Source organism: Bartonella sp. CE47NXGY (genome assembly GCF_042195415.1).
In the GTDB taxonomy this organism is placed as follows: domain Bacteria; phylum Pseudomonadota; class Alphaproteobacteria; order Rhizobiales; family Rhizobiaceae; genus Bartonella.
In genome coordinates, this window is the sequence record NZ_JBHIOI010000266.1 from 1 (window position 1) to 607 (window position 607).

2 protein-coding genes are annotated in these 607 nt (G+C 32.5%); both read left to right on the forward strand.

Annotated features, from left to right (window positions below):
* The first annotated feature begins 90 nt into the window (after positions 1–90).
* Positions 91–393, forward strand: a complete 303-nt coding sequence (locus ACFIL3_RS11020; RefSeq protein ID WP_375682302.1) for a type II toxin-antitoxin system RelE/ParE family toxin — start codon at positions 91–93, stop codon at positions 391–393.
* Positions 380–607 (forward strand): addiction module antidote protein (locus ACFIL3_RS11025; RefSeq protein WP_375682301.1); only part of this gene is annotated, 228 nt, incomplete at its 3' end. The genes ACFIL3_RS11020 and ACFIL3_RS11025, both read left to right, overlap by 14 nt.

The window sequence follows — 607 nt, forward strand, 5'->3', positions numbered from 1 at the left end:
AAAGGATGGCTTGTTAAAACCTATGTAGCTTGTTCATTGGAACAAAAGAATGTATTTGACATTATCTATTATGTAGCATATAAACTACAGATGTTTATTGTTAAAAAAACACACTATTTTACAGAGTGGTTAGACTCGTTAAAAGACAAACAAGTGCAAAAGAAAGTTGCTGCACGTATTTTCCGCCTTGAATATGGGCTTCTAGGAGACGTGAAATATTTCCGTGGCATTGGTGAACTAAAAATAAATTATGGACCAGGCTATAGGATTTATTTTGTAAAACAAGGGAAACAAATCATTTTGTTATTAAATGCTGGTGATAAATCCACACAACAAAAAGATATCGAAAAAGCCCTTCAATTAGTAAAGGAAATGAAACATGGAAATTACTAAATTTGATGTAAGTGAATATTTTAATACGCCTGAAGACTTTAAGATTTTATTAGATGATGCTTTAGAAACAAAGAATAGTGGCTATATTGCACATGTATTAGGTATTATTGCGCGTAAACAAGGAATGACAACTGTTTCTCAAGAGACAGGACTAAATCGCGAGTCTCTTTATCGTTCTTTAAGCGATAAAGGTGATCCACGACTTTCTACTTTT